Genomic DNA, 23,909 nt, shown 5'->3' with positions numbered 1-23,909 from the left:
AAACCCTCAAGGTTTTTTCATTTATTTTGCATGTCTTGTTCAGGAAGCCTGGCGCGGGCCCATGCTGACCCAGTAGCGCGTGCGGTAGCGCAATTGCACGGGCAGGCTCAGGGCCAGGTTGGCCAGCGAGCGGTCCGTGTCGCGCAGCGAATACACGCCCGTCACGCGCAGGCCGGCGATGGACTCGTCGCAGCGCAGCACGCCGTGGCGGTAGCGCCCCAGCTCCGCCAGCAAGTCATCGAGGCGCATGCGCTCGGCCACCAGGCTGCCGTGTGCCCAGGCGGCGGCGCTGTCTTCCACGCTCGCTACCTCTTGCACGTCCTGCCGCGTGTAGCCGGCGCGCTGGCCCGCCTGCAGATGCAGGGATTTTGCCCCGGCGCGGGCAGGCTGCAGGGCCACGGCGCCCTGGAACACGGCGACCTGGCTGACGCCATCGCCGAGGCGCACGGAGAAGCGCGTGCCGAGCGCCGTGGCCGTGCCCTGCGGCGTTGCCACCAGCAGCGGGCGGTAGACTGCCACGTGTTCGTGGGCGCTGGTGACGAGGATGGCGCCGGCGCGCAGCACGATGCGCCGCTCGCCGGCGCCGTAGCGCACGTCGATGGCGCTGGCCGTGTCGAGCACCACCTGCGTGCCGTCGGCCAGCACGATGGCGCGCGTCTCGCCCACGGCCGTGCGGTAATCGCTGCCCATGCTCATGCCCGTGCTTTGCCACAGGCCCGCTTCGTGTGCCAGCAGCGCCGTGCCGCCGCCCGCCGCGATCAAACCAAGTAACTGCAAGGCGCGCCGGCGGCCGGTGGTACGGGGCTGAACCGGCGCCAGCGCGCCGCGCGCCACCTCGCGGGGCAGGGCGTCGAATTGCCGGGAGAAGCGCTGCAGCCGGGCCCAGGCCCGCTCGTGCTCGGGGTGGGCGGCGCGCCAGGCGGCGCAGGCATCCGCGTCGGCCGCGCTGGCATCTTCCGCCCACAGCCGCGCCATCCACTCGGCGGCGCGTTGCAACGCGGCGGGGGCGATGGGCGCGCCGTCCAATTGCTGGCTCATGCGCATTGCGCCGCGCAGCAGGCCAGCAGGGCGGGCGATGTATTTTTCTACGGACGAGACGGACACGCCCAGGCGCGCGGCGATGTCGGCGTAGGCCATGCCTTCGAGCTTGCACAGCAGGAAGGCGTCGCGCACTTTCGTGGGCAGGCTGGCCAGGATGGCGTCGATTTCCAGCAGCGCTTCGACGATCAGCGCGCGCATTTCCGGCGTGGGGACGGTCGCTTCCGGCTGCGCGGCGATGGCGTCCGCGTAGGCGGCTTCGATATGCCGGCGGCGGAACAGGTCCACCACCAGGCCGTTGGCGATCTGCGCCAGATGCTGGCGCGATTCGCCGGATTCGGGCGCGCGGCCCCGCGCGAGGATGCGCAGATACGTGTCGTGCGCCAGGTCGGCCGCATCGAAGGCGTTGCCCAGCTTGCGGCGCAGCCAGCCCTGCAGCCAGCCATGGTGGTCGCTGTAGAGGATTTCGATTTGCCGGTGCAGTTCCAGTTCGGGGCGTAGCATGCAACCTTTCCATGCCACGGTCCACAGGACAGACAGGCCTTGATGCGATTGAGAATTGTTCGTATTGTAGCCCGATTGCCGCGACTTGTGGCCCGGCAGTGGCGGGCCAGCAACGCTAGCGAGCCGGCATCAGGCCGAAATCAGCTTGATATCGGCCACCCGCTCCACCAGCCACACGCACGCCACCACGGCAATCGCCAGCGAACCAACGGTCAGCACTTGCCGGTACAGCCAGGTCTTGCGCAGCAGCCAGGCGAGGGGCAAGAAGGCGGCGACGATGGCCAGCTGGCCGATTTCCACGCCCACGTTGAAGCCCAGCAGGCTGGCCAGCAGCGAGCCCTGCGGCAAGCCCAGGTCGCGCAGCACGCTGGCAAAGCCGAAACCGTGGATCAGGCCGAAGGCGAAGGCGGCCACGGGGCGCTTGCCGCGGAACAGGGGCAGCAGGTTGTTCAGCGCCGCCAGGATCACGGAAGCGGCGATGGCCGACTCCACCCAGCGCGACGGCAGCGACACCACGGACAGGGGCCAGGCTCAGGGTGATGGAATGGGCGAGCGTGAACGCCGTGACGACTTTCAGCACGTCGATAAACGCCGCATTCAGGCCGTGCTGCTGTTCGCGCAAGCCCGGCAGCAGCACGGCCGGCAGCAGCAGCGACAGCAAAAACAGGATATGGTCGTAGCCGATCCAGATATGCCAGATGCCGTGTTTCACATACGCACCGAACTGCGCCAGCCGATCGGGCGCGGCCAGGGAAATCGTCTGGCGCGGGCGATCCGGGTCGAAGATGGCCGTTTGCGTCGTGCCGCCGCTATCGATCTTGAGCAGCCCCTTGTGCTGCGGGTCGAGGTCGGCGAACAGGGTGTAGCCGATGGCCACACTGGCCGGCGCGGCGCCGCCCGGGCAAGTGGCCCGGAAGCGCAGCACGTTGTAGGCGCCGTCCGTATGATGGTCGATCAGCTGTTCGGCGGCTTGCAAGGGGCACACGCCCTGGCCGCTGGCCAGCTGCAGGCGCTGCAGCGCGTAGGCGGCAATGGCCGCGTGGCGCGCGCGGATTTCATCCCAGGTCAGCGCGCCGTCGCCATTGCCATCGAGGCCGATGGCGAAATCGAGGTCGCGCAGGGCGATATCCCATTGCCCCTCGATCCGCTGGCCGTGCACGGCCAGGCTCAGATAGCTGTCGCTGGGCTTGTGGGCTTGCGCGGGAGCCAGCCAGGCGCATAGCAGCAGGATGAACAGGCAGCGCTTTACAGCACACATCACAGTACCCCCGCTTTCCTGGTAACACTGACTTTCTGCCCATCCTGCGGCCCCAGCTGCCTGGCAAGCCGCTGCAGGGCCACGTCTTCCACGCCGTTGGCGGCGATCCAGGCCAGCACAGGCTGTGCCGCCGCGTAGTTGCGCGCGGCCAGGGCCGCTTCGAGCAGGATGCGCATGTCGGGCACTTCTTTCTGGATGGCCCAGTTCTGCTGCGCCAGCCGCAGGGCGGACGGCACATCCTGTTGCAGAAACAGGGCGAAACGCGCTTGCTCGCGCTGGTGCACGGTATCGCCCCGCTGCATGGCGGCGGTGAAGCGGGCCGCCAGCTCCGCCTTCGCCGCCTCGAATGCCGCTTGGCGGCCGGGCAGCGATTGCAGTGCCAGCGCGTAGCGCAGCAGCAGGGCATCGATGCGTTGCTGGTCTTGCAATAACCTGGCGACGTCCTGCGGACGCTGCCGGTCCAGCAGGAAGTCGGCGTAGGCGCCCAGCAGGTAGCTGTCGCGCGGCTGGCGCGCCAGCGCCGTCTTGTAGCGCGCTTCGGCCAGCGCTGAATCTCCGCGCCGCGTGGCCATTTCCGCCAGCAGGGTGGCGGCCCAGCTTTCCAGCTCGGGCGCCGCGCCGGCGCTGCGCTGCAGGGTCAGGTCCAGCAAGCGCTCGCTGCCGGCGGCCCGGCCCGTGACGCTGGCGATATTGGCAATACAGGTGACGGTGACCAGTTGCGTTGTCAAGGCCGACAGCCGGCCGCAGGCCGCTGTCGCTAGCGCGTAATCGCCCTGCACCGTGAGCACGGTGGCGCGCGTCAGCCAGGCCTGGGCGTTGTGCGGCTGCTGCCCGATGACGGCGTCGAGGTCTTGCAGGGCGAGACCGAAATGGTGGGTGCTTTGCAAGATGGTGGCGCGCAGCAGGCGCACGGGAACGGGAGGCGCCGCCTGCCGCCACCAGGGCGACAGCGCCGCTTGCGCGTAGCCCAGGTAGCGCGGGTCCGTTTCGCTGCGCGCCAGGGCAATGTAGCGCTGCGCCAGGCCGGTTGCCAGCACCAGGTCATGCGGGGCGGCATTCAGTTGCTGGCGCAGGCCGCGCAGCTCGTTCTGCGTGGCGTCGGCGCGGCGCGGCAATTGTTCGATGACGGCGCCGCCGTCTTTCGGCGTGTAGGGCGCGGCCCAGGCCAGCAGGGGCAGGCAGGCGCACAGCAGGGAAATCGGTGTTTTCATGGTGGAGGCCATCAACAGTCATTGATGCGGGCACCGGCGAGCGGACTCCCCCGGCGCCCGCAGGGGCTACAGCGGCACCGCTTCCGTGTCTTCCGGCGACGTCGCCATGATGGCGTCGGTGGCGACGCCTTCCTTGTCATCGCCGGTGTTCGCGATGACGTTGCTGACGGCTGTATAGAAGGCGTCGAGCATGGTCACGGGCGGCGGCGTGGTGCCGCCGCTGCCGTTATCACCGCCGTTATCGCCGCCGTGGCTGCTGCCGCCGCCACCGCAGCCTGCCAGCAGGGCCGTGAGCGCCAGGGCGCCGAGTGCATGGAGCTTTTTCATCGCATTCTCCTCGTTGGCTTACATCTGCGGCGAACCGGCGATGGGGTTTTTCAGGTAGGGGAAGCCTGCCGTGAAGTAGGTTTCATCGAGGAAGGCGCCGTCCGTGAAGTGCAGGCTGCCAGCGGGCGCGTCGGCCGGAGCGCAGCCGATGTTCAGGGTGCACAGCTTGCCCATGGCCACGCGCAGCACCACGTCGACCACGTCGTCGCCGGGGCGGCGGCCGTTCGGGAAGCCCGCGCTGTCGCCATCGATCACGCCCAGGCGTTTTTGCGATCCCGGGGCAGTGGGCGCGATCGAGGTGTTCAGGCGCAGCATTTCAGAGGCGACGACCGTCGCGGGCTGGTTCACGCCCTTGATGCCCGTCAAGAAGGCGGCCACGAGGTCGTTGCGGGGGAAGTTGGTGGGCGCCTTCGCGCCTGCCGAGCCGAACAGCACCTCCACCAGGGCCGGCACGGTGGGATTTTTCACGTAGTCGGCAAATTGCGCATCGCCCGACGGCTTGCTGGCGTTGAAGCGGTCCTTGTCCTTCAGGCCGATCACCACTTCATTTACCAGCGGCATGCCCAAGCGCGACACTTGCACCCACGCGCCGCCTTCCTTCGATGCCGGAATGGCGCCGGGTGCCGGGTTCAGCAAGCGTCCCTGGCGCAGGCTGGCCGTGGTCCAGCCGCCGATAACGGGGTCGTTGCCGGCCGTCAGGCAGGCGGTCGGCACTTCCATTTCGAGGCCGTGACGTTCTTGCGCGCCAGGTCGTCCCTGGCGGCGGACTCCGCATTCGCGGCAAATTCCGTGGCGGGCGCCTTGATGTTAATCAAGTCAAACGTTTCGCCCAGGTTCACCACGAACGGGTCCTTGCGCTGGCCGACGAACAGGCGTGCCGGCGCGGCGCAACCGGGGATGTTGACCGTGTAGACGTGCTGCGCGGCATACGCGGCATAGTTGGGGATGGACTTGTTGCCGATATTGTCGACGGGCTTGTCGAACACGCTGCCGCCGCCGCTGGCATTGGTGACGCTGCTGCGCGTGCCGTTGCGGCGGTCGCCCCGCACCACCGTCACGGTGTAGGTTTCGCGCACGTTCAGGCCCGGCGGGTTGACGGAATCGATGGCGCCGCCGTTGATGACGAGCGGAATCGAGACTTTCTTGCCGCCGACGGTGAACTTGTCATCCTTGATGGTGTTGGTGAAGCGGAACTGGAAGGTGAGGTCTTCCTTGCCGTCGCCATTGTTGTCGATATGGATTTCGTACAAGGCGTTGGGGTCCATGGTGAAATAATTCGGGCCGCCATAGGCGTCTTGCAGGGGAAGGTAGTCGGCCACCAAGGTGGTGTAGGCGCCGCGGCCCGTTTCATAGCTGCGGAACATGTAAAAGTCGGTGCCGTCGACTTTCGGATTTTGCGTAATAAACGGCGCTTCGCGGTGGCTGGAAGCATGGGCGGCTGGCGCGATGGCCAAAGTGAAGGAAACGGCGAGCAGGTTGCCCAGGAGTGCGGCGCCCAGTGCGGTTTTCGAGTGTGACAAAGACATTTCGATTCTCCCGATTTTGTGTTTGCGTTGACAGGCAAGTCCAAGAAACTGCAGGCTGCCTGGCTTATACGCACGGGGGGAGAAAACGGATTCACTGCCTCGAAAAGGATGTCATTGGCTTACCAGGCCAGCACTTTCGGGCCGATGGCCGCGCCGATGGCCGTGGGCACCAGCATGCCCAGCACGTACCAGAAGCCGACGAAGCTGGCGGCCAGTTCCGGACAGTGCAGGCAGTAGACGAGGGCGGCCAGGCCGCCCGCGGCAAAACCGGCGGCGGCACCCGCCAGGCGCAGCCGCGTGGGCGCCAGCTGGCGCATCAGGCGCAGCACGGCAGCCAGGATGGGCAGCGAGAGCATGGCGATCAGCAGGGGGCAGCTGCGCCAGGTGGCGCCCCAGAACAGTTCGGCGCGCTGTTCGGGCGGCGCTTCGTTCAGGATGATGGCGCCCAGCGCCCACATCAGCAGCAGGGGCAGGGCGACCAGCAGGGGCAGGGCGCTTGTGTTGGCGCCCGGCACGCACAGGCGGCGGCTGACGTGCCAGGCCGCCAGGCACAGGCACACGACGAAGCCCACCTTGATCCAGAAGTCGGGCAGCTGGGCCAGTTGTTCCAGGTTGGGCCGCACGCCCAGCAGCATGGCCATCAGGGCCACGCTGGCCAGCAGGCCGGCGCCCAGGGTGGCAAGGGCGTGCAAGCGGGCGCCCGGGGGCGGCGCGGCGGCCACGTCGGGGCCGCTGGCCAGCATGGCGATCAAGTCATCGGTTTTCATGATGCGTTTCCTTCAGTCCTCAAATGGGCCGCCAATGCCTTCAAGCCGCGATGCACGGCCACCTTGACGCTGGCTTCCGAAATGTCCATGGCGGCCGCCGTGTCGCGCACGGACCAGCCGTCGAGCTTGGTATGCACGATGGCGTCGCGCTGCTGCGCCGGCAAGGTGGCCAGCAGCTTGCCCAGGTCCCGGCTGGCCTCGGCCGCCTCGGCATCGGCGCTGGAAAACAGTTGCTGCGCATCGTCTTCCTCGTCATACGGCTGGTGCTGCGCCTCGCGCCGCCCGTGCCGCCGCAGCCAGTCGATCAATTTGTAGCGCGCGATCGCATGGATCCACGACGTCAGCGGCACGCCCGTGTCATACGTCAAGCGCTGGTTGTGGATGGCTAATAAACATTCCTGCACCAGGTCTTCCACCTCGTCCGGCCAGCGCTGCAGGCGGCGCCGCAAGAAGGCGCGCAAATGGGCGCTGGTTGCCTGCAAGAAACTGCGATACGCCGCCGCATCGCCATCGAGCCCGCGCAGCATCAAGCCATGCAGCCGCAATTCCGCGCCATGCAACTGCTTACTGACAGGTATTCGTTGCATGCGGGCCTTTGGTGACAGGCGTTGAAAAAAATAAATATCGAATTATTTGCTGGCGGCTGTAACCAATCCGTCCAGCGCGGCGAATTGACAGGCAAGCACGTTTCTTCATTCACGTTTCTTCATTCACTATAACGGGTAGTCATCATGTACATCAAGCACCGCCTTGCCGCCAGCCTCGTTCCGCTCTGCCTGTGGGCCGCGACGGCACCTGCGTACGCGCAGCTGGCGTCCGGCCAGCGCTGCGAAGTCAAAAGCGGTGCGCGGACGGCGGCGCTGGTGGAACTGTACAGCAGCGAAGGCTGCTCCAGCTGCCCGCCCGCCGACCGGCGCCTGAACGCCCTGCGCAAGGAAGCGGGGGCGGCCAGCCTGATCGTGCCGCTGGCCCTGCACGTCACGTACTGGGACCAGATCGGCTGGACGGACCCGCTGGCGCAGCCGCAATTCGACGCGCGCCAGGCCGAGCTGCTGCGCCACCAGCCGCGCCAAGTGGCCTACACGCCGCAGTTTTTCGTGGGCGGCACGGAATTGCGCGGCTGGGATACGCAGCTGCCGGCCGCCATCGGCCGCATCAACGCGACCGCTGCGCCCGTCGCCATCGGCCTGTCCGCCACGCCGGGACCGGGCGGGAAATTATTGCTGGAAGCCAATGCCAGCGCGCCGGACGCGCGCACCGGCGGCCAGCTGTATGTGGCCATCAGCGAAAGCGCCATCGTCTCGACCGTGCTGCGCGGCGAAAACCGGGGCGCCACCCTGCATCACGATGCGGCCGTGCGCCTGTGGCTGGGGCCGGTTGCGCTGGCGCAAGGCCGCGCCCGGCTGCGCCGCGAAGTGCACTTGCCCGCCAGCTGGCGCCCGGAAAACCTGCAAGTCGTCGCTTTCGTGCAGCGGGCCGACAGCAGCGCCATCCTGCAAGCCGTCAGCACGGCATCGTGCGCGAAGGGAGCACTGTGATGAACGGGCAAATGAATGTGATCCACCCCGCCTGGCTGCGCCTGACGCACTGGCTCAACGCCGTGGCCGTGGTGGTGCTGGCCACCAGCGGCTGGCGCATCTACAACGCGGCGCCATTCTTCCCCTTCGAGCTGCCGCGCGCGCTGACCCTGGGCGGCTGGCTGGGCGGCGCCCTGCAATGGCATTTCGCCGCCATGTGGCTGCTGGTGGGCAATGGATTGCTGTATCTGGTGATTAACATCGTCTCGGGACGGCTGCGGCGCCAGTTCTTTCCCCTCTCGCCGCGAGCGCTGCTGGCCGATTTCAGCGCCACGCTGCAGGGCAAGCTGGCCCATGCGGACCCGCGCCGCTACAACATGGTGCAGCGCGCCGCCTACCTGTTCGTGATGTTTGATTGCATCGTGCTGGTGCTGTCCGGCCTGGTGCTGTGGAAATCCGTGCAATTCCCGCTGCTGCGCGAGTTGCTGGGCGGCTACGAGAGCGCGCGCAGGGTCCACTTCATCGCCATGGCGCTGCTGACGGGTTTTGTGTGCGTGCACCTGCTGATGGTGGCGCTGGTGCCGCGCACCCTGGTCGCCATGCTGCGCGGCCGCTAAGGAGATGAGCATGAAAAAAACCATCCTCGTGCAAGCGCAGGGCCAGGCCATGCTGGCCGACGCCTTGCGCCAGATCAAACAGCCGTCGCGCCGCCTGTTTTTGCAGCGCAGCCTGACCCTGGGCGGCCTGTCCTTGCTGACGGGTTGCAACGCCAGCGACCCGTCCAGCATCGAGACAGCCTTGACGGCCGTGTCGCGCTTCAACGACCGGGTGCAGGGCTGGCTGTTCGATCCGAATAAACTGGCGCCCACGTATCCGGACTCCATGATTACGCGGCCGTTTCCCTTCAACGCCTATTACGGCGAGGATGAGGTGGAACAGGTCGATGGCGACGCCTGGCGCCTGGAATTGAGCGGCTTGATCGCCGACAAGAAGCCGTGGACCCTGCCGCAGCTGCGCGCCTTGCCGCAGGAAACGCAGGTGACGCGCCACATCTGCGTGGAAGGCTGGAGCGCCATCGGCAAGTGGGGCGGCGTGCCGTTTTCCCATTTCCTGAAGCGGGTCGGCGCCGACACGACGGCCAGATACGTGGGTTTCCAGTGCGCCGACGATTATTTTACGAGCATCGACATGGCCACGGCCCTGCATCCGCAAACCATCATGGCTTTGACCTACGACGGCCAGGAATTGCCGCCCAAATACGGCTACCCGATGAAATTGCGCATGCCGACCAAGCTGGGCTACAAGAACCCCAAGCACATCCAGGCCATTTTCGTCACGAATACCTACCCGGGAGGGTATTGGGAGAATCAGGGCTACAACTGGTTCGGCGGCTCCTAGGAAGGCCGGGGAGCCGGCCAGGGCGGCGTTGCATTGCCTTGTCGTACTAGTCGTACTGCCTGCGGCAATGCGCCTGGCCCTGACCACCTCCCGGCCTCCCTTCTATTCGGCAGCAAGCAGCACCCTGTAGCACAGCAATAGTTTTACCACCGGGCAATCTCGCCCATCCAACACTGAGACAAGGACATATCATGAAAACCACCATCACCGCCATCATCGCTTCCGCCATCCTCCTGTCGGGCGCCGCGTTTGCCCAGGATGCCATGAAGAAAGACGCCATGGCCAAGGACGCCTCGGCCGACGCCATGCACAAGGATGCGATGGGCAAGGACGGCATGCACAAGCCGATGGCCAAGAAACACATGAAGAAGGATCACATGGCCAAGGATGGCATGGCAAAAGATGCCATGGTAAAAGATGCCATGGGGAAAGACGGCATGAAGAAGGATGAAATGAAAAAGGATGGCATGGCCAAGGATGCGATGGGCAAGTAGTGCAGGGGCCTGGCGCCGTCAACGCGATGGCGCCAGGCCGCGCGCGTTTTCCAGCGTTCACCCATGCTGGCTCAGGATGCGAAGTTGCTAATTGGTGTAAGCTGGATGCCTCCTGATTTCCCGCATGCACAGTCATGACCGAACCGTCCGTTGCCACGCTGTCCCCCGAAGTACCTTCCTCCGATAAATCGATCCGCCGCCGCTCGCTGTTTGCCGCCTGCAGCGCGCATGCCGTGCATGACGGCTTGACGGACGTGATCTATGTGCTGCTGCCCATCTGGCAGGCGCAGTTTGCCATCAGCTATGCCATGGTGGGCCTCTTGCGCGGCTCGTATTCGGGCATGATGGCCGGTTTCCAGCTGCTGGCCAGCCGGCTGGCGAAGCGCTGGGGGCGCGAACGCATGCTGGTGGGCGGCACGGCGCTGGCCGGCGCCGCCTACCTGGTCGCGGGGCAGGCGGGCGGCCTGGCCGTGCTGCTGATCGCCTTGCTGCTGGGCGGCCTGGGCGCCAGCACGCAGCAGCATCCGCTGGCCTCGTCCATCGTCACCGACACGCACGAGGCGGGCGGCGGCGTAAAGGAGGCCTTGTCGCAATACAATTTCGCCGGCGATATCGGCAAGACCCTGATTCCCGCCCTGATGGGCTTGCTGCTGCTCGTGTGCAGCTGGCAGACCGGCGTTTCCCTGCTGGGATTGCTTGGCCTGGCGGCCGCCGGCTTGCTGTGGTGGCTGCTGCCGAAACCCGGCGAACTGCAGGCGGGGACGAAAAAGGCGGGCAAGACCATCGCCGGCAGCGGTTCGAAAGGGAGTTTTCGCGCGCTGCTGGCCACGGGCACCCTGGACAGCGCCGTGCGCATGGGATTTCTCACCTTCTTGCCATTCTTGCTGAAAAGCAAGGGCGCGGGCACGGCCGGCATCGGCGTGGCCTTATCGCTGCTGTTCGTGGGCGGTGCCTTCGGCAAGTTGCTGTGCGGCTACCTCGGCGCGCGCATCGGCATGATGAAAACCGTGTGGCTGGCTGACGGAATCGATGACTTCCGTGCTCATCGTCGCGGCCCTGTGGCTGCCGCTGGCCGGCGTCATGGCCATGCTGCCCTTGCTGGGGCTGGCGCTGAACGGCACCTCGTCCGTGTTGTACGGCGTGGTGCCGGAACTGGCCGAGCCGGGCAAGCGCGAGCACGCGTTCGCCCTGTTCTACACGGGTACCATCGGCGGCGGGGCGCTGGCGCCCGTGCTGTTCGGCGCGCTGGGCGACCATACCAGTGTGCCCACGGCCCTGACGGTGCTGGCGGCGGTACTGCTGCTGACCTTGCCGCTGGCGTGGAAAGTGCAGCGGGGCCTGGCGCACGGTGGCGCCGCATGATGGGACGCCTCGCATGAGTCTGCCATTGCCGCGCGATAAACACGATACGCGGAACGCGCAAGCCCTGACGGCCTTGCGCTGGGAAGAACTGCGTCCCGCCATGCCGCGGATCCTCGAGTGGGTGCAGGACGCGAACTGGCCCGTGGCGGCCATCCTCCTGCCTTTTCTGGCCGGCATCGGTCCGCGCCTGGCTCCCCATATCAGAACGGTGCTGGCCAGCGACGATGAACAGTGGAAGTACATTGTTCTGCTGGGCATCGTGCGCCATTCCTCCGGACTGGCTGCCGCCGTGGACGGGGAATTGCAGCGCTTCGCCCTGGCGCCAACGGCTGCCGAGCTGGAAGAAGGCGTGGCCGAGGCGGCCCGGGACATTCTGCAATGCCAGATCATCACGGTGGCCGGCCAATAATCAGGGTCATTATTGGAGTACATCAGTATTGAATGTGCGTGCGTGTGGCCATTCCTGCAATAGATAGGAGACAATCCGGCCCGAATATATGTCGGCATCCGGGTTTTGAAACCCTCTTATCATTTAACAGGAAGATTACATGGGCAATTTTAGTATCCCGCAAACCAATAAAGCACTCGCTGTATATTCTCATGGCAAGACGGTGCCGATGCTGTTTGCGGTGTTTGCAGCGATCCTGGCGGCAGTGGCAGGTTTTGTCTTGTACCTGAGCACGACCTTGCCCCAGAAGACACTGACTGACTCTCAGGCCATGACCTTGCGCAATGGCGCCAAACTGGGCACGCACAGTAATTTGACTATTCTTTATGGCACGGCGGCTTTTCTATTGCTGCTCGCATTGCTGGTGCTGGTCATGCGCGCGGTGATGCTCAAGCGGCGGAAAAGCCGTTTTGAATTGCATGAAGACGGTGTGGTGCATGAATTGGACGGTATTCGCAGCTACGCTGCCTTTGCCGATATCGAGGACCTGTATCTGTTTGCCGGCGGCTCCACCGCCATGACGGGCATGATCAATAACCTTGCCTACCGCACGGGCGCCGACCAGCCATGGGTATGGGCTACCGGGGAACTCAAGCGCTTTGACGAATTCATGGACGCGTTTCGTTCCCGTTACCTGGAATACCGCATGCCCGTCTTGAAGCAAAAGCTGGCGGACGGCGAACGCGTGACTTTCCGCTATATCAGCAGTGGCGACGTGTACAAGAAGCGCTTGTTCGGCAATTTCCTGAATGTCAAGACACAGGAACTGGCCTTGTCGGCGCAGGGCTTGCATGTGGACGGCGTCACCTGGCCTGGCGCCAGCCTGAAGTGCATGAATCAGAATGACTGGACCGAGAAACTGACGATCAAGGATGCGGCGGGCGCCACGGTGTTTTCATGCATCGGCACGGGTATCCTGAGTTTCGACCTGTTCGCCAATATGCTGGACGACGAGATGAATCAGGCCTGGTAACATTCCGGCGCAAATATGCCTCCCGATACGGGGAGGCTGGCGACCGCGCTATCCCGGCCGGCGGCCAAATGCAGATAAAAAATGAAAACACATTTACTGTCGAATGACGAATACCAAAAAACGTTTCATGCGCCTATGCTGAAGGTGACTGAAAATGCCAGGGAAGTCGTCGATCTTTGGGCATATGCCGATCTGCTCATCGGGAATGATTTTGGCGATGCCGCGGATTGGGATTGGCAGGTCGCGCATATTTATGAGTCGTCGGATGGAAAGTTTCAACATATCGGCATTCCCGTTCCCCGCGATGATACTTATCTGACGGTTATCGTCGATATCCACGGCAGAAAAATCCTGGGGCATGTTTTTCTGGATCTGCGCGCCAAGCCGTCAAGTCGCAGTGACGAATAACAGGAGACGATGCGGGCATGACCGTGTCGTCGCTCTGTCCGCCTGAAAAGAACCTGGCGCGGCGCTCCTATGCGCTCGCGCAATACGCCGCGCTTGATGGGGATCAAAGGGCCGCCATCGTGCGCTTTCTGGCGTTCGTGGCGCAGCTGGACGACGGTATGCATGCCTATGCCGCCCATGAAAGCCTGGCAACTTACTGGCAAGCGGATACGGCATGACTTGCCCGCCAGCACTCTCATCGTCTACACTCGCCGCATGAAAAATTTTGCAAAGCGGCGCGACCGCTACGATTTGTTCCGGGCGTTCGAGAATCCCCTCGTCAATATCAACTTCATGCTCGACGTGCCGGATTTCCGGCCCTGGTGCAAGGCGCAGCAGATGCCCGTGTTCCACTTCTTCCTGTTTTGCCTCCTGAATACGGTCAAGGACATTGACAATTTCATGTACCGCATCTACCGGGATGAGGTGATCCGGATAGACAACTTTCCCGCATCCTACACCGTCATCAACGGCGACGACAATCTCAATTACACGCGTTTTAGCATGACAGACCAGCTCGATGTATTCATCGCGCGCAGCCTGGAGGCCAAGCGCCTTGCCGAAGCCAGCCCCGCGCTGATCAACACGGGCGAGGAATTGAGCGAGCGCGAACGGCGCGACAACATCTACATCACCTGCCTGCCGTGGCTGGACATGCGGGCCATCGAACACCCGATCTGCCGCCACCGCGATGCCGACATTCCGACATTTACCTGGGGCAAGTTCGGTCCCGCGCAGGACGACGGCCGCATGCTGGTGCCGTTTTCCGCGCAGGCCCACCACGGCTTCGTCGACGGCTACCACGTGCAGAAGCTGGCGCAGGCGCTGGCGCGGCGCATCGACGCCATCATTACAGCCTAGCGTTGCGGCCTGTCCTTCGATGCGTTCAGGCTGTGTTCGGCGGCTTGGCATCGATAGTGGCGAACGTGACATAGGGACCGGAAGCCGGCAGGCTGGCGATCGCGCCATTGTCTTTCCTGACGGCGAACCAACGGCACTTTTCCATGGCCCGCGTGATGCCGACATAGGCGAGTCGGCGCGCTTCCGCTCGCTGCGCCTCGTCATAGCTGCCCAGGCCTGCTTTTTGGTACAAGAAATTTTTCGATGGCGTGGAACCCGTGTAGTGGCAATCGCCGAGCAGTACGATGGATTGTGCTTCCAATCCCTTGGCGCCATGGAAGGTCATGAACTTGACTGCCTTGCCCCAATCGCGGCGTGATACCCTTTTGAGCTTTTCGAGATGTCTTTTCTCGCGTGATAATACGAGCATGGGGCGCTCCTCGCAGGCTTCGGTGCGCGCAACTTCCATGCCGATATATAGCCGGATTGCCTCAAGTGGCAGCTCGCCTTTCACGCCATGAATCTGTACCGGAAGGTTGGCATCGGCCCATTTACCCTCGGCCACGCAGGTTTTCGGTTCCATGCCAGGCACGCCGACCAGCACCGACTCGGCGCAGCGGATCAGATAGTCGCTGCTGCGGAAATTCTCCTTCAAGATGACTTTGCCATGCTTGGCCGCAGGGAAGTGCTGTTTGAACTGGACGAAGAAGTCCGGCGAACTGCCACGCCAGCCATATATGGATTGCCAGTCGTCACCGACGCAGGTGAGGGAGCCCGCCATGTCACGCCTGACTAGTTCTCGTTGGCAACCTCTAATCCATTTGACAATCTGTGGTGATACATCTTGGAACTCATCCACCATCAGATGCCGCATGGTGCCGAGCACGTGCAGTGGCACCGCAGCAAAATTTTCTGGATGATCTTCGGAATAGTGCGCAAAGAGCTGATTGAATGTGCAGATGCCGCGCTCCTTCAGCACGGCTTCGAAATAGGGCCAGAAACGCGCCGTGGCCTGCATGAACACGGCATCGCCGCCAAGCTTGTTTTGCGGGCTGGCGATGGCGCTGGAGAGCGTAGCAGCTACCGGCAAGCCCAGATTTTCCACAAACTGCGCCATGCCATGAAAACATTTGGTGATCGGCTTTTTCTTGAAGTCACCTGGTGCGATCATCTTGAACGTGAGTTTGCCGGCGCGCTTTTCCGCATGGGCGGCCAGCCAGCCCAGCTGGATTCTCAGCTCCTGTAATTGCTCAAGCGTATCAATCCAAAGCAAGGGCTTGTCGCTGATACCCGCCAGCACCTTGCGTTTGGTGTAGATCGCGGTGGCCGACGGAATGCTGTTGGAGCTTGCTTTGGCATAAAATTCGGCTCCGCCCAGAATAATGTGGGCGCCGATTTGCGGCACGTAGCCATTCACCCAGAAGGGTTTGTTCGCCTGCGGCGACACGTCGATGGCGGCGAGGCCGGCATCGATACCGTCCAGCGGCCAGATGCCGGGGGCGATATCGTGGCGCCAGGCGTGTTCAAGGGCGGCTGTCATCCTCTGATCGATATCGTTGATCCACTTGATGTTGCTGTGCGTCTTGGCATCGGTCGCCTGGCGAGCCTGGGTCAGGCTGAGTTTGTAAAGCTGGATCGCCATAGCGTAAAAAACTTGATCTTGATTGAAGGCCCGCTCGTAGGCGATGCCGAGCAAGTCGTCCAGCGTTGGCGTGTCGTCCGGCTCCTCGCTCAGCATAGCCGGGAAGGCATCCTCATTGTCGCTCTCGTCTTGCAGGTCGTCCGATTCTGTCAGCTCCAGCATGTTTTCAACGTCGAGTGCGTCGACTTCGCCCTTTTTCTCCCGATCCAGCAACTCAAGCACTTTGGGGCGTACCGGCATGCTTTCGCGTGCCATCGTCAGCACCATGGAATGAAAGGTGCGCACCATGCGCTTTGCCTCCTGTTCCGATAATTGGACGTGCCATTTTGACAAGCTTGCCTGTAGCTTTTCGATGAAATCGAAGCGAGACGCCTTGGTGAAGGTGAACACGGAGAGCTGGTTGCGGTCTATGCCCAGGTAAAGGTTGAGCGCGATCACGCGCAAGACCAGCGATGTGGATTTGCCCGAGCCAGCACCGGCAATGACGTAGGTGGCGGGGTCATCAGCCAGGATCATCTTCCACTGGTCTGCTGTGGGCGGATGGGGAAAGCGCGCAGTCACCGCCGTCTTGAATTCACCGCTGATACACGGTGTAAATCCGAGGGGCATGCCACTCACCAGCCAGTTCTTGCGCGCCTCCTCGGCCTGGCGTTGGCATTCCGCCTGGCGTTCTTTCTCTGCCGCCAGCGTTGCCGCTTGCACGTCAGCTTCATGCGCTCGTCCTGCTTCAAAGCCATTCTGATATGCCACGGCCTTGCCTTCGGCCAAAGCTGTGCCATGGACGCGTTCAATGCTTCTCTGCTCCTGTGTTAATAAGGTGCTGTGATGCCCGATAGTCATCAGGCCCAGGAATTCCAGTATTTCATTGAGTATGTTCATGCTGGGCGCTGGTGGAAATATGCCGGGAGCATAGGATAAAAGCCCACAAATATTGTATTTCGGAAATATATGTGTCTATTTTCATCATTTGTTGATGCAGCAATGGAAGCTTTCTTGCTTACCATGTTGCTTAGTCCCTCTCCGGGACAGCGAGTTCAGCTCAGCTATGCAGAAATTTTCTGCGTGCGGTCGTGGTCTTCATGCCGTCCAGCCCAGGTAGTCGCTGGGCGCCCGGCCCAGCACGCGGCGGAAGGCGGCCGTGAAGGCGCTGGGGCTGGCATAGCCGAGATCGAGCGCGACCCGGGTGACGGCTTGCCCCTCGGCCAGCCGCTTGATGGCGGCCAGCAGGCATGCTTGCTGGCGCCATTGGGCAAAGGCCAGCCCCGTCTGGGCGCGGAATTGCCGCGTAAAGGTGCGCCGGCTCATGCCTGCCGCGCGCCGCCATCGCGTCCAGGCCGCTGTCCAGGCTGGGCTGTTCGAGCAATTGCAAGCACAGCCGCGCCAGCCTGGCGTCCTGGGGCAGGGGCGCGCTCAGGGGCAGGGGGGCCATGGCGGCGACCTCGTCGAGCAGCAAGGCCATCAATCGTCCGGCGCGCGATTGTTCCACATACATGGCCTCCACCGTCACCGCTTCGGCCAGCAACTGGCGCAGCAGCGGCGTGGCATCGAGCACCTGGCAATCCGGTGGCAAGCCCATCCTGGCGATGGCGTCCGGGGCGATAAACACGTTGTGCATGGTCACGGCGCCATGCATGCGCATGCCGTGGACGAGTCCGGCCGGCACCCAGCAAGCCCGTTGCGGCGGCACCAGCCAGTTGCCTTGCGGCGTATGCACGCTGATGACGCCGCGCGCCGCATAGGCGAATTGCCCGCGCGCATGGCTGTGGCTGGGGAACTGTTCGCCAGGGGCATGGTCGCGCGCGGTGGCGATCAGTTGTTCGCGGCACTTCCGTATAAAAATCATCCATGGCCCGCATTCTACAGTATTTGACCTGCTATCGAAGGCGGGCCGTCCTGTTTCCCCTTACGATCCACTCTTTTTCAGGAGTGAACATGCACAATAGCTATCATCGCGTGGGCCATGGTCCCCACGCCGTCATCGTCCTGCACGGCTGGTTTGGCGACGCGCACGCGTTCGCGCCGATGGAAGCGGCCCTCGACGGCGGCGCCTTCAGCTACGTTTTCATGGACAATCGCGGCTATGGCGGCATGCGCGGCGCGGCGGGCGAGTATTCAATGGATGAAGTCGCCCGCGACGCGCTGGCCTTGGCCGATGCGCTGGGCTTTGCCACCTTTAGCGTGGTCGGTCACTCCATGGGCGGCATGGCGCTGGAACGGCTGGCCTTGCTGGCGCCCTTGCGCTTGCGCAAACTGGTGGCCGTGGCGCCCGTGCCTAGTTGCGGCGTGGCCATGGATGCGCCGGCGCGCGCGCTGTTTCTCGACGCCAGCGGCAACCAGCAGGCGCGGCGCGCCATCATCGACCGCAGCACGGGCGGGCGCTTGCCGGCCGCATGGCTGGACTGGAAGGCGCAATATTCGTGGGAAAGTTCGGATCCGGCCGCGTTCGCCGCCTATTTTCTCGCGTGGAGCGAAACGGATTTCAGCGGCGAAGTGCAAGGATCGGCGCCGAACCTGCCCTTGCTGGCGCTGGTGGGCGAACACGATCCCCGTTTTGATGCGGACTTGATGCGCCGCACGTATCTGGCGTGGTACCCGCAAGCCCGGCTTGAAGTGCTGGGCAATGCGGGACACTATCCGATGAATGAAACGCCGCTGGCCCTGGCGGCCAGCATCGAGGCATTTCTATCGGCGCAGTGACGTCAAGCCGTCTTGGCGCGCAGGCGCAGCAGGCTCAGGCCCAGCAGCACGAAGGCGCCGCCGCAGATACGGTTGAACAGCCTGGCGCGGCCCGGCGTGGCCAGCTGGGTTTTCAGCGGCGCGCCAGGTTGGCGTAGAACAAGTGGGCCAGCATGGCGCAGGCCACAAACGAGGTCGTCAGCACGGTGAACTGGATGGCCACCGGTTCGCCCGGCGTGATGAATTGCGGGAACAGGGCCGAAAAGAACAAAATGGCTTTCGGATTGGTCAGCGCCACCGTCAAGCCCTGGCGGAAGAGTTTCCAGAAAGAATTTGGATTCGCCGCCCCTTGCACTGCGGGGGCTTCCGCCACGATGCTGGCCTTGCTGCGCCATTGCTTGATGCCCAGGAACACCAGATACAGGGCGCCAGCCAGTTTCAGCAGCATGAAGGCCGTGGCCGAGGTTGCCAGCACGACACCCATGCCGGCCATGGCCACGCCGGAAATGATGAACAAGCCAAAACCATTGCCCATGCTGCTGATCATCGCGCGGCGCGGGCCGACGGCGATGGCATTCGAGATGGCCAGCAAGACGGCCGGGCCGGGAGAAAACGTGACGAGCAGGGCGACGCTGCAGAAAAGCAGCCAGTTCGAGAGGTGCATGGGTGTTCCTGGGTGGGGCCGAAGCCGGATTGGGGAGTCAAAACACCTGTATTGTACGAAGTTTTCGGCTCCCGCGTCAGCGGCCCCGCCGGAATCAGGCCCGGCTTCAGGCAAGCAGGCTGGCGACCACGTGGTTGATGGCGGCGCCGCCGGCGATGAGCCAGCAGAACAGCAGGCCGGCCAGCAGCAGGGGCTTGATGCCGGCGCGGCGGATGGCCGACATATGCGTCGTCAATCCCAGGGCCGCCATGGCCATGGCCAGCAGAACCGTATCGATGTCGGTGATGGCGGCTACCACCGGGGCCGACAGCCAGCCCAGCGAATTGAAGGCCACCACGGCAATAAAAATGAAGGCGAACCAGGGAATGGCCAGCTTGGCCGCCTTGTCGTGGCCGCCGTTACCACCTTGGGCCTTGCCGCGCGCCAGCACCGCCGACAGGATGACGAGGAACGGGGCCAGCATCATCACGCGCGCACCATCTTGGCGATCACGGCCGCATTCGCCGCCTCTTGCCCGATCGACTTGCCGGCCGCCACCACTTGCGCCACCTCATGCACGGTCGAGCCGATGTACACGCCAAACGCCGTGGGCGTGGCGCCCAGCACCTGCCAGCCCTGGTTCAGCTGGTACAGCAAGGGGTACAAAAAGATGGCGATGGTGCCGAACACCACGACGGTGGAGACGGCCACGGTGACATCTTCGCTGCGCCCCTTGACGACGGGTTCCGTCGCCATCACGGCCGCCGCGCCGCAGATCGAGCTGCCCGCGCCGATCAGGATGGCGCTGTTGCGTTCCAGCTTGAACACCTTGGTGCCGAGAAACATGGCCAGGCCGAACGTGGACGCCAGCACCAGCGCGTCGATGGCGATGCCGGCCAGGCCCACTTGCCCGATATCCTGGAAGGTCAAGCGAAAGCCGTAGAGGATGATGCCGAGTCGCAATAATGTCTGCTTGGAAAAGGCCACGCCCGCGCTGCGGCGGGTGCCAGGCTGCCATACACGCTGTTGCCCAGTACGATGCCCAGCATGATGGCCAGGGTCAGGGCGCTCATGCCGTGGCTTTGCATCCATTCCAGCTTGCCCAGCGCAATGGCGCCCCAGGCGATCACGCCGCTGAGCAGCAGGCCCGGCAGGAGGCGGCCATAGCGGTCGCTGAAACTTGTTGTGTTGCTTGTAGAGAGTGAAGACATGCCGTACTCCATGGTTCTTGGTTCGTATGGCATGACTGTACAGTTCGTCGATTAAATGGTAAAACGGATTGTTTTTGTATGTTTAACCTATTAAGTGAGTATATGAGATGGCGCTAACGTTACGGCAACTGCAGATTTTCCTGGCCGTGGCGGACACGGGCAGCACCAGCGCGGCTGGCGAGCAGATTGCGCTGTCGCAATCGGCCACCAGCGCGGCCCTGAACGAGCTGGAAACCTTGTTGGGCGCGCAACTGTTCGACCGGGTCGGCAAGCGATTGCTGCTCAACGACAATGGCCGTCTGCTGCTGCCGCAGGCGCGGCAGATGCGCGACGGGGCCGCCAGCATCGAGCGCCAGTTCGCGGGCGCTGATCCGTCCGTGCCCGTCAGCCTGCAGATCGGCGCCAGCACGACGATCGGCATTTATTTGCTGCCGCAGATCCTGGCCCAGGCGGCGCAGCAGTACGGGCGCAGCATTCCGCAGGTGACGATTGCCAACACGGCCGACATCGCTGCCGCCGTGGCGGAGTTCCGTGTCGATATCGGCCTGATCGAAGGGCCGTGCCATGAGCCGGGCTTGCTGGTCGAGCCGTGGCTGACGGACCAGATGCTGATCGTGGCCGCGCCCGCGCACCCGCTGGCGCAAGTGCGGCATCTGCTCAGCTTTGCGGAGCTGAACCAGGCGGGCTGGCTGCTGCGCGAGGCGGGTTCGGGCACGCGCGAAGCCGTGGAGCAAGCCTTGGTGCCGTATCTGCATTATCTGCGCGCCGCGGGCGAGTTCAGCAACTCGGAAGCGATCAAGTATGGCGCGGCGGCCGGCCTCGGCATCGCCTGCCTGTCGCGGGTGGTGGTGGCCGATCTGCTGGCCAGCGGGCAACTGGTGGAACTGGACACCATGCTGCCGCCCCTGGAACGCAATTTTTACCTGATCCGCCAATCGAAGAAAATCCTCTCGTCCCGCTTGACGGGATTTTTGGAGCTGTGCCGCCACGCGTCGCGCATGGCTTGACGTTTTTCCATATATGGAATAAATTCCCTTATATGGAAAATTCGACACTCGCAGAGAACGATACGGAACAGCGTCTGGCGGCGCGATTAAAACAGTTGCGCGTGGAGCGGGGCTGGTCGCTGGACCAGCTGGCCAGTGCCAGCCAGGTCAGCCGCGCTACCCTGTCGCGCCTGGAAAATGGCGAAGTCAGCCCCACGACAGCCGTGCTGGGCAAGCTGTGCACCGCGTATGGCCTGGCCATGTCGCGCCTGCTGCGCATGGTCGAGGACGATTTTTTCCGCCTTTGTTGCGGCGGGCTGAGCAAACCGTGTGGACGGACCCGGACACCGGCTTTGTCCGCCGCTCCGTCTCGCCGCCGTCGCGCGCGCTGGCTGGCGAAGCGCTCGAATGCGAGCTCGGTGCGGGCGTGACGATCAGCTATGCCGCCTCGCCCCGGCCCGGCATGGAACATCATCTGCTGCTGCAGGAGGGCAAGCTCAACGTGACGGTCGATGGCCGCTCCCACGATTTGATGCCCGGCGATTGCCTGCGCTACCAGTTGCATGGCGCCAGCGCATTTACGACGCCAGCCGGCAGCGGCGCCCGCTATTTTCTCTTTCTCGTCTGAGGTCGCCATGCCCGCATCGCTACGCCATTTTTCATCCGCCGATATTCTCGAACGCTTGCCGGAACTGGGCGCCTTGCTGCAGGCGTGCGTGCACGACGGCGCCAGCATCGGTTTTATCTTGCCCTTCGACGTGGCAGCCAGCCAGGCGTTCTGGACGGATAACGTCTTGCCGGCCGTCACGCGCGGCGTGCGTCTGTTGTTGGTGGCCGAGGTGGAAGGGAAGGTGGCGGGCGCCGTGCAGCTGGACTGGGATACCAATCCCAACCAGGCGCACCGGGCCGAAGTGCGCAAGCTGCTGGTCGCGCCCGCTTACCGCCGCCACGGCATCGCCCGCCAACTGATGGGGGCGCTGGAAGAACAGGCGCGCCGCTTGCCGCGCAGCCTGCTGACCCTGGATACGCGCAGTGGCGACCATGCGGAGCCGCTGTATCTGTCGCTCGGTTACGTGGTGGCGGGCAGCATCCCCGGCTACGCGCTGGCGCCGGCCGGCGGCCGGCTGGACGCCACCACCATCATGTACAAGCAGCTGTAGCGGGGAACTCAGGCGGGGAACTCAGGCTTTCAGCCGCGCTCTAACGCTTGCGGCAGGCCGGTTTGCCGGCGCGGAGACCACCTGGGTAGCCTGAACGGCCACCAGACTGATGCCGTGCGCCGCCTGGGCGGGAAGCTGGTCACGGCTCAGCTTGAAGATGCCCACCGTGCCCGACAGCAGGGTGGCGCGCTGCTGCATGCTTGCTGCCGCCGTCGATGCCTGTTCCACCAGGGCCGCGTTTTGCTGCGTCACTTGTTCCATCTGCACGATGGCGGCATTGACTTGTTCGATGCCGGACAATTGCTCGCCGCTGGCCATGCTGATTTCGCCCATGATGTCCGTGACGCGGTGTACGCTGGCCACGATGTCGCGCATGGTGGCGCCCGCCGTATCGACCAGGCGCGCGCCAGCGTCGACCCGCTCGACGGAGTCGCCGATCAATTGCTTGATTTCCCGCGCCGCACCGGCCGAGCGTTGCGCCAGGGTGCGCACTTCCGCGGCCACGACGGCAAAACCTCGCCCCTGTTCCCCGGCCCGTGCCGCTTCCACGGCAGCGTTCAGGGCCAGGATATTTGTCTGGAAGGCGATGGCGTCGATGACGCCGATGATGTCAACGATCTTTTTCGACGACGCATTGATCGAGCTCATGGTATCGATGACTTGCGCCACCACCGTGCCCCCTTTGCCGGCCACGTCGGCGGCCGATTGCGCCAGCTGATTGGCTTGCCGTGCGTTATCGGCATTTTGCTTGACGGTGCCCGTCAGCGTTTCCATCGAGGCGGCCGTGCGTTCCAGTGAGCTGGCTTGCGCCTGCGAGCGCTGCGACAGGTCCAGGTTGCCGGCCGCAATCTCTCCCGACGCGCCCGCGATCTCGTGCGTGCCGCCGCGCACCTCGCCCACGATATTGATCAAACTCGCATTCATGTCTTTCAGCGCTTGCAGCAATTGCCCCACTTCATCGCTGGAATCGACGCGGATATGCTCGCTCAAGTCGCCGCCCGCCACCTTGCGCGCCACCTTGACGGCGTGCCGCAAGGGGCGCACGATGCCGCTGCTGATGAACCAGGCCGTCGCCAGGCTCAGCACGCCTCCGACCAGGCCCAGCGCGATGATCAGCATGCTCGTATCGTGGGCGCGGGCCATGGCCGCCTCGGCCGTCGAGCGCATCAGGGCCGATTGCGTGGCGATCTGCTGGTCGAGTTCGCGCAGGGCGGGTTGTTCCTGCGTGCTGTTGCGCGTGGCCTGCAATTGCGCGATGCGGGCATAGCGCTGGTTCACGCTGCTGTCGATTTCCCCGCTCACCGTCGACAGCTGCCAGGTGCTGATGCCGACGACCACGGCCAGTAAAAGCGACGTGAGCAAAAAGCCTGTGGTCAGGCGGATACCGATGCGTATGTTTGAAATATTCATGTCCCCTCAGCTGTTGTCCCGTGGTGGCCGTGTCCCCTGCGGCGGCAGGGCGCGGCGCTTGCCCCTGAAGT

At 63.9% G+C, this 23,909-nt stretch carries 21 protein-coding genes and 5 pseudogenes; 14 read left to right on the top strand and 12 right to left on the bottom strand.

Features of this window, described 5'->3' with window-relative positions:
• Positions 1-39: 39 nt before the first annotated feature.
• The 7 genes and pseudogenes from ACQVLG_RS24760 to ACQVLG_RS24730 form a co-directional block, all read right to left on the bottom strand.
• Positions 40-1,542, bottom strand: coding sequence for a sigma-70 family RNA polymerase sigma factor (locus ACQVLG_RS24760; protein WP_474291505.1), 1,503 nt, complete (start codon positions 1,540-1,542; stop codon positions 40-42).
• 129 nt (positions 1,543-1,671) lie between these two features.
• A pseudogene (locus tag ACQVLG_RS24755) lies at positions 1,672-2,800 on the bottom strand (HupE/UreJ family protein).
• Positions 2,800-4,011 carry a tetratricopeptide repeat protein gene (locus tag ACQVLG_RS24750; RefSeq protein WP_474291503.1) on the bottom strand — a complete coding sequence of 404 codons (1,212 nt, stop codon included), beginning with the start codon at positions 4,009-4,011 and terminating at the stop codon, positions 2,800-2,802. Before ACQVLG_RS24750 ends, ACQVLG_RS24755 begins: the two are co-directional and overlap by 1 nt.
• A 66-nt stretch (positions 4,012-4,077) precedes the next feature.
• Positions 4,078-4,338 (bottom strand): hypothetical protein, encoded by a 261-nt coding sequence (locus ACQVLG_RS24745; protein ID WP_230537518.1) that lies wholly within the window; start codon positions 4,336-4,338, stop codon positions 4,078-4,080.
• Between the two features lie 18 nt (positions 4,339-4,356).
• Positions 4,357-5,864 (bottom strand): annotated as a pseudogene (locus ACQVLG_RS24740) (DUF4331 domain-containing protein).
• A 119-nt stretch (positions 5,865-5,983) separates the two neighbouring features.
• Positions 5,984-6,631, bottom strand: a complete 648-nt coding sequence (locus ACQVLG_RS24735) for an NrsF family protein (protein WP_474291501.1) — start codon at positions 6,629-6,631, stop codon at positions 5,984-5,986.
• A complete protein-coding gene (locus tag ACQVLG_RS24730) occupies positions 6,628-7,218 on the bottom strand; it encodes a sigma-70 family RNA polymerase sigma factor (protein ID WP_474291499.1) in 591 nt (196 codons plus the stop codon). Before ACQVLG_RS24730 ends, ACQVLG_RS24735 begins: the two co-directional genes overlap by 4 nt.
• A gap of 144 nt (positions 7,219-7,362) precedes the next feature.
• Between ACQVLG_RS24730 and ACQVLG_RS24725 the strand changes: the two genes are divergently transcribed.
• The 10 genes and pseudogenes from ACQVLG_RS24725 to ACQVLG_RS24680 all read left to right on the top strand — a co-directional run bounded on the left by ACQVLG_RS24725 (position 7,363) and on the right by ACQVLG_RS24680 (position 14,131).
• Positions 7,363-8,169 (top strand): DUF1223 domain-containing protein, encoded by an 807-nt coding sequence (locus ACQVLG_RS24725; protein ID WP_474291497.1) that lies wholly within the window; start codon positions 7,363-7,365, stop codon positions 8,167-8,169.
• On the top strand, positions 8,169-8,765 hold the full coding sequence (locus ACQVLG_RS24720) for a cytochrome b/b6 domain-containing protein (protein WP_474291495.1): 597 nt from the start codon (positions 8,169-8,171) through the stop codon (positions 8,763-8,765). Before ACQVLG_RS24725 ends, ACQVLG_RS24720 begins: the two co-directional genes overlap by 1 nt.
• Before the next feature lie 4 nt (positions 8,766-8,769).
• Complete coding sequence (locus ACQVLG_RS24715) at positions 8,770-9,546, top strand: molybdopterin-dependent oxidoreductase (RefSeq protein WP_474291493.1); 777 nt, start codon at positions 8,770-8,772, stop codon at positions 9,544-9,546.
• A 191-nt stretch (positions 9,547-9,737) separates the two neighbouring features.
• Complete coding sequence (locus ACQVLG_RS24710; RefSeq protein WP_474291491.1) at positions 9,738-10,040, top strand: pentapeptide MXKDX repeat protein; 303 nt, start codon at positions 9,738-9,740, stop codon at positions 10,038-10,040.
• Positions 10,041-10,174: 134 nt separating this feature from the next.
• Positions 10,175-11,402, top strand: a pseudogene (locus ACQVLG_RS24705) (MFS transporter).
• Positions 11,403-11,415: 13 nt separating this feature from the next.
• Positions 11,416-11,811: a DUF5071 domain-containing protein gene (locus ACQVLG_RS24700; protein ID WP_474291489.1), complete on the top strand. Its 396-nt coding sequence runs from the start codon at positions 11,416-11,418 to the stop codon at positions 11,809-11,811.
• Between the two features lie 310 nt (positions 11,812-12,121).
• Positions 12,122-12,823 (top strand): hypothetical protein, encoded by a 702-nt coding sequence (locus ACQVLG_RS24695; protein ID WP_474291487.1) that lies wholly within the window; start codon positions 12,122-12,124, stop codon positions 12,821-12,823.
• Between the two features lie 81 nt (positions 12,824-12,904).
• Positions 12,905-13,231 carry a hypothetical protein gene (locus ACQVLG_RS24690; RefSeq protein WP_474291485.1) on the top strand — a complete coding sequence of 109 codons (327 nt, stop codon included), beginning with the start codon at positions 12,905-12,907 and terminating at the stop codon, positions 13,229-13,231.
• A gap of 17 nt (positions 13,232-13,248) precedes the next feature.
• Positions 13,249-13,449: a DUF6714 family protein gene (locus ACQVLG_RS24685; protein WP_474291483.1), complete on the top strand. Its 201-nt coding sequence runs from the start codon at positions 13,249-13,251 to the stop codon at positions 13,447-13,449.
• Positions 13,450-13,486: 37 nt separating this feature from the next.
• A complete protein-coding gene (locus tag ACQVLG_RS24680) occupies positions 13,487-14,131 on the top strand; it encodes a CatA-like O-acetyltransferase (RefSeq protein WP_230537531.1) in 645 nt (214 codons plus the stop codon).
• 25 nt (positions 14,132-14,156) lie between these two features.
• On the opposite strand, the gene ACQVLG_RS24675 is transcribed toward ACQVLG_RS24680, so the two are convergent.
• Entirely contained in the window at positions 14,157-16,631 is a 2,475-nt protein-coding gene (locus tag ACQVLG_RS24675; protein ID WP_474291481.1) for a UvrD-helicase domain-containing protein, read from the bottom strand.
• Positions 16,632-16,791: 160 nt separating this feature from the next.
• Positions 16,792-17,595, bottom strand: a complete 804-nt coding sequence (locus tag ACQVLG_RS24670) for an AraC family ligand binding domain-containing protein (protein WP_474291479.1) — start codon at positions 17,593-17,595, stop codon at positions 16,792-16,794.
• 89 nt (positions 17,596-17,684) lie between these two features.
• On the opposite strand from ACQVLG_RS24670, the gene ACQVLG_RS24665 reads away from it, so the two are divergent.
• Positions 17,685-18,449 (top strand): alpha/beta fold hydrolase, encoded by a 765-nt coding sequence (locus tag ACQVLG_RS24665; RefSeq protein ID WP_474291477.1) that lies wholly within the window; start codon positions 17,685-17,687, stop codon positions 18,447-18,449.
• A 112-nt stretch (positions 18,450-18,561) separates the two neighbouring features.
• Here the strand turns inward: ACQVLG_RS24665 and ACQVLG_RS24660 are convergent, their stop codons facing one another.
• A complete protein-coding gene (locus ACQVLG_RS24660) occupies positions 18,562-19,092 on the bottom strand; it encodes a LysE family translocator (protein WP_474291475.1) in 531 nt (176 codons plus the stop codon).
• 106 nt (positions 19,093-19,198) lie between these two features.
• Positions 19,199-20,282: pseudogene (locus ACQVLG_RS24655) on the bottom strand (YeiH family protein).
• Positions 20,283-20,389: 107 nt separating this feature from the next.
• On the opposite strand from ACQVLG_RS24655, the gene ACQVLG_RS24650 reads away from it, so the two are divergent.
• The 3 genes and pseudogenes from ACQVLG_RS24650 to ACQVLG_RS24640 all read left to right on the top strand — a co-directional run bounded on the left by ACQVLG_RS24650 (position 20,390) and on the right by ACQVLG_RS24640 (position 22,428).
• Positions 20,390-21,289 carry a LysR family transcriptional regulator gene (locus tag ACQVLG_RS24650; RefSeq protein ID WP_474291473.1) on the top strand — a complete coding sequence of 300 codons (900 nt, stop codon included), beginning with the start codon at positions 20,390-20,392 and terminating at the stop codon, positions 21,287-21,289.
• A gap of 32 nt (positions 21,290-21,321) precedes the next feature.
• Positions 21,322-21,896, top strand: a pseudogene (locus tag ACQVLG_RS24645) (helix-turn-helix domain-containing protein).
• Positions 21,897-21,903: 7 nt separating this feature from the next.
• Positions 21,904-22,428 carry an N-acetyltransferase family protein gene (locus ACQVLG_RS24640; protein ID WP_474291471.1) on the top strand — a complete coding sequence of 175 codons (525 nt, stop codon included), beginning with the start codon at positions 21,904-21,906 and terminating at the stop codon, positions 22,426-22,428.
• Between the two features lie 21 nt (positions 22,429-22,449).
• Here ACQVLG_RS24640 and ACQVLG_RS24635 read toward each other — a convergent pair whose 3' ends face one another.
• Positions 22,450-23,838 (bottom strand): methyl-accepting chemotaxis protein, encoded by a 1,389-nt coding sequence (locus ACQVLG_RS24635; protein ID WP_474291469.1) that lies wholly within the window; start codon positions 23,836-23,838, stop codon positions 22,450-22,452.
• Positions 23,839-23,909 lie beyond the last annotated feature (71 nt).

The sequence above is a fragment of the Janthinobacterium sp. TPC_1 genome, assembly GCF_056037845.1.
This window is presented reverse-complemented; position numbering and strand designations above follow the sequence as displayed.